Source organism: Agromyces binzhouensis, assembly GCF_004135055.1.
Classification (GTDB): domain Bacteria; phylum Actinomycetota; class Actinomycetes; order Actinomycetales; family Microbacteriaceae; genus Agromyces; species Agromyces binzhouensis.
Window position 1 is genome coordinate 1 of sequence record NZ_SDPL01000303.1, and the last position, 3,862, is coordinate 3,862.

The 3,862-nt window shown below is 72.5% G+C and carries 5 protein-coding genes; all 5 read right to left on the reverse strand.

Annotated features, from left to right (window positions below; translation table 11 throughout):
- Positions 1-150: 150 nt before the first annotated feature.
- Complete coding sequence (locus tag ESO86_RS12985; RefSeq protein WP_129235404.1) at positions 151-927, reverse strand: electron transfer flavoprotein subunit beta/FixA family protein; 777 nt, start codon at positions 925-927, stop codon at positions 151-153.
- Positions 927-1,778, reverse strand: a complete 852-nt coding sequence (locus ESO86_RS12990) for an HpcH/HpaI aldolase/citrate lyase family protein (protein ID WP_129235405.1) — start codon at positions 1,776-1,778, stop codon at positions 927-929. The genes ESO86_RS12985 and ESO86_RS12990 overlap by 1 nt, the downstream gene beginning before the upstream one ends.
- Positions 1,775-2,296 carry a MaoC family dehydratase gene (locus ESO86_RS12995; RefSeq protein ID WP_165307797.1) on the reverse strand — a complete coding sequence of 174 codons (522 nt, stop codon included), beginning with the start codon at positions 2,294-2,296 and terminating at the stop codon, positions 1,775-1,777. Before ESO86_RS12995 ends, ESO86_RS12990 begins: the two co-directional genes overlap by 4 nt.
- A gap of 32 nt (positions 2,297-2,328) precedes the next feature.
- Positions 2,329-3,492 carry an acyl-CoA dehydrogenase family protein gene (locus ESO86_RS13000; protein WP_129235406.1) on the reverse strand — a complete coding sequence of 388 codons (1,164 nt, stop codon included), beginning with the start codon at positions 3,490-3,492 and terminating at the stop codon, positions 2,329-2,331.
- A gap of 8 nt (positions 3,493-3,500) precedes the next feature.
- Positions 3,501-3,862 (reverse strand): acyl-CoA carboxylase biotin carboxyl carrier protein subunit (locus ESO86_RS13005; protein ID WP_165307799.1); only part of this gene is annotated, 362 nt, incomplete at its 5' end.

Below are 3,862 nucleotides of genomic sequence, written 5' to 3' on the forward strand. Positions count from 1 at the left end.
CCGGGCGCGCTGACGGCCAGCGCGACCGGCGTGCCGATCTGCGCAGCGGCCGCGAGCAGGCCCGCGGCGCTCGTGGCGAGCGCGCCGTCCGGTGCGGTCTCGAGCAGGACGAGGATGGAGTCTGCAGGGTGGTCGGTCATGTTCGTCCTCTCAGACCAGCCGGTTCTCGATGAGGAACTCCGCGATCCTCGTGCCGCCGTCGCCGTCGTCCGTGATCTTGGTCCCCGCCGTGCGCGGGGGCTTCTCGGCGACGGCGGTCATGATCGACCAGCCGACGGAGAGATCCTCCGGCTCGACGTCCAGGTCGGCGGCGCCCAGCGTCTCGAACGGCTTCTTCTTCGCCGCCATGATGCCCTTGAAGTTGGGGAACCGGGCGTCGGGCAGCGCCTCGGTGATCGAGACGACCGCCGGAAGCGGCGCGTTCACCCGCATGGTGCCGCCCTCCACGGCGCGCACCCCGGACACCGAGCCGTCGGCGATCTCCACCGAGGACAGCGCCGTGGCGTTCGGCACGCCGAGCAGCTCGGCGAGCATCGCGGGGATGACGCCGCCGCTGCCGTCGGTCGAGAGGTTGCCGGTGATGACGAGGTCGAACCCGGAACGCCGGATCGCGGCGGCCAGGGTGCGGGCGGTCAGTCCCAGGTCCGCGGCGGCCAGCGCCGGGTCGGCGATGTGCACGGCCGACGCGGCTCCCATCGCCAGGCCCTTCCGGATCGTCGTCGCAGCGCTCTCGGGCCCCATCGACATGACCACCACCTCGGTGCCGTCGTGGGCGTCGGCGTGGGCGAGCGCCACCTCGAGCGCCCGCTCGCCGATCTCGTCGAGCACCACCTCGCCGGCGGCGCGATCGGCGAGTCCCGTCTCGAGGTCGAGCTTGCGCTCCCCCCAGGTGTCGGGGACCTCCTTCACGAGGACGATGATCTTCATCAGGCTCCTGTCCCTTCCCCGGACCCTCCATGGGCTCGGTCCCGCCGCACGACCGCCTCCGCCTGGTGCAGGAGCGGCGCATCCACCATCTGCCCCCGGAAGGCGAACACGCCGTCGCGCTCGCGCACGGCGGCCTCGGCGAGCAGCGCGCGCGCCCACTCCAGGCGCTCGCCACTGGGAGCGTACGCCGCCCTGACGACCTCGACCTGGCCCGGATGCACGCACGCCGTGGCGGCGAAGCCGAGCGCGGCCGCGTCCTCGGCCTCGGCACGGAGGCCATCCGCGTCGGCGAGGTCGAGGTGCACCGCGTCGATCGCCGCCACGCCGTGCGCGCCGGCCGCGAGCAGCACCTGGGACCTGGCGTGTCGCGCGACGTCGCGGTATCGACCGTCGGGGTGGCGGCTCGAGGCGCCGCCGAGCGAGGCGACGAGGTCCTCCGCACCCCACATGAGCGCGGAGACGATCGGCACCGACGCGATCTCGGGCGCGGCGAGCACGCCGCGTGCGGTCTCGCACAGCGCGATCACGTCGAAGTCCTCGAGCGCCACGAGGTCGACCGTGCCCTCGCACTTGGCGAGCATGACCGTGCGATAGGAGGTCCGTCGCAACGCGGCGACGTCGTCGGCGAAGTGCGGCGTGGATGCCGGGTTCACCCTCACGATGACCCGTGCGGGATCGACCGGGTTCGCCACCAGCGACTCGCGCGCCGCCGACTTCCCGGCCTCGGCCACGGCGTCCTCGAGGTCGAGGATCACCGCGTCGGCGCGCTCCGCAGCCTTGGCGTACCGGTCGGGCCGGTCGGCCGGGCAGAACAGCAGGGCCGGTCCGAACGGGAAGGGCGGGTGCGTCATCCGCTCACCTCGCCGTCGCGGTCCGCCTGCTGCTCGCCGGCGTCGCGGGTCCAGACGAGCATCGTGCGCGACGCCGTCGCGACCACGGCGCCGTCCTGGTTCCGCGCGGTGTGCGCGAGTACCACGATGCCCTCTCCGGGACGCGAGGACGAGAGCCGCTTCGACTCGACGACGCTCTCGCCGTACAGGGTGTCGCCCACGAACACCGGATTCGGGAACGCGACCGCCCCGAACCCGAGGTTGGCGACGAGCGTGCCCTGCGTGAGCTGCCCCACCGACTGGCCGACGAGGGTCGACAGCGTGAAGAGCGAGTTCACGAGGACGCGGCCGAACGGCTGGCGCGCCGACCACGCGGCGTCGAGGTGCAGCGGCTGCGGGTTCATGGTCAGCGTCGTGAACAGGACGTTGTCGGCCTCCGTCACCGTGCGACCGGGACGGTGCAGGTAGCGCACGCCCTCCTCGAACTCCTCGAACCAGAGTCCGCGCTGGACGACCTCGCGCATCTCGGCATCCGTCATGACGCTCCCTCCTCCCTCGGCGGTCGCGCCGCCTACGCGGCCAGCCCGAGCTCGCGCGCGATGACCATGAGCTGCACCTCGTTCGTGCCCTCGCCGATCTCCAGGATCTTCGAGTCACGGTAGTGCCTGGCCACGGTCGTCTCGTTCATGAAGCCCATGCCGCCGAAGATCTGGGTCGCGTCGCGGGCGTTGAGCATCGCCGCGTCGCTCGAGACGAGCTTCGCGATCGCCGCCTCCTTCTTGAACGGCAGCCCTGCGTCGGCGCGCCGCGCCGCGTCGTGCCAGGCGAGGCGGGCGGTGTGCACGCGGGCCTGCATGCCGGCGATGGTGAACGCGATGTACTGGTGGCTCGCGATCGGCACGCCGAAGACGTTGCGGGTCTTCGCGTAGGCCAGGGCCTCGTCGAGGCAGCCCTGCGCCGCGCCCGTCGCGAGCGCGGCGATCGCGATGCGGCCCTCGTCGAGCGCCTGCAGGAAGTTCGCGAAGCCTCGCCCGCGCTCGCCGAGCAGGTTCGCGGCCGGCACCCGGACGTCGTCGAAGGTCAGCGGATGGGTGTCCGAGGCGCGCCATCCGGACTTGTCGTAGCCGGGCCCGACGGTGAACCCGGGGGTGCCGTTCGGCACGATGATCGTGGAGAGCTCCTTCGCGGTGGAGCCGTCGGGACGCGTGCGCTCCCCTGTCACGGCGGTGACGGTGACGAACGAGGTGATCGGCGTGCCCGAGTTGGTGATGAACTGCTTGGATCCGTTCACGACCCACTCGTCGCCGTCGAGGACGGCCGTCGTGCGGGTCGCGCCGGCGTCGGAACCGGCCTCGGGCTCGGTCAGGCCGAAGCCGGCGAGGGCGCGACCGGCCACGAGGTCCGGCAGGAACTCCGCCTTCTGCTCGTCGGTGCCGTGGCGGAAGATCGGCATGGCACCGAGGCCGACGCCGGCCTCGAGGGTGATCGCGACCGACTGGTCGACGCGGGCGAGCGCCTCGATCGCGAGGCACAGCGCCATGTAGTCGCCGCCCTGCCCTCCAACCTCCTCGGGGAACGGCAGGCCGAAGAGCCCGAGCTCGCCCATCTGCGCGACGACGTCCATCGAGAGCTCGTGCGTGCGATCGGCCTCGTACGCCTGCGGGGCCACGACGGTGTCGGCGAACTCGCAGACCATGTCGTACAGCTGCTGTTCCTCGTCGGTCAGGTCGTGCATGGTGCTCCTCATTCCTGGTGGGATGCGTTCGGGACGGCGGCGTCGTGTGCGCCGCCCCGGGGTCGTTCGTCGGATGCCGCGGAGTCGGCCCCGTCATCGTCGGCGCCGGGTTCGACGCGCGCGACGACCTGGTCGCGCGAGACCTGGTCGCCGACGGCGACGCGGATGCGCGCGAGTCCGGCGACGGTCGCGGTGACGCGATGCTCCATCTTCATGGCCTCGATCGCGAGCACGGCCTGTCCGGCCGCGACGCGGTCGCCATCCGCGACGAGCAGCGTCGTGACGCTGCCGGGCATGGGCGCGCGCAGCTCGGGATCGGCGCTCCCGCCGCGCTCGAGCAGGGAGAGGCGCGCGTCGAGCGCGGCCCGTC

Excerpts from the sequence above, each read along its gene's own strand:
- ESO86_RS12985 (WP_129235404.1), bottom strand. The coding sequence starts at position 927 with ATGAAGATCATCGTCCTCGTGAAGGAGGTCCCCGACACCTGGGGGGAG.
- ESO86_RS12990 (WP_129235405.1), bottom strand. The coding sequence starts at position 1,778 with ATGACGCACCCGCCCTTCCCGTTCGGACCGGCCCTGCTGTTCTGCCCG.
- ESO86_RS12995 (WP_165307797.1), bottom strand. The coding sequence starts at position 2,296 with ATGACGGATGCCGAGATGCGCGAGGTCGTCCAGCGCGGACTCTGGTTC.
- ESO86_RS13000 (WP_129235406.1), bottom strand. The coding sequence starts at position 3,492 with ATGCACGACCTGACCGACGAGGAACAGCAGCTGTACGACATGGTCTGC.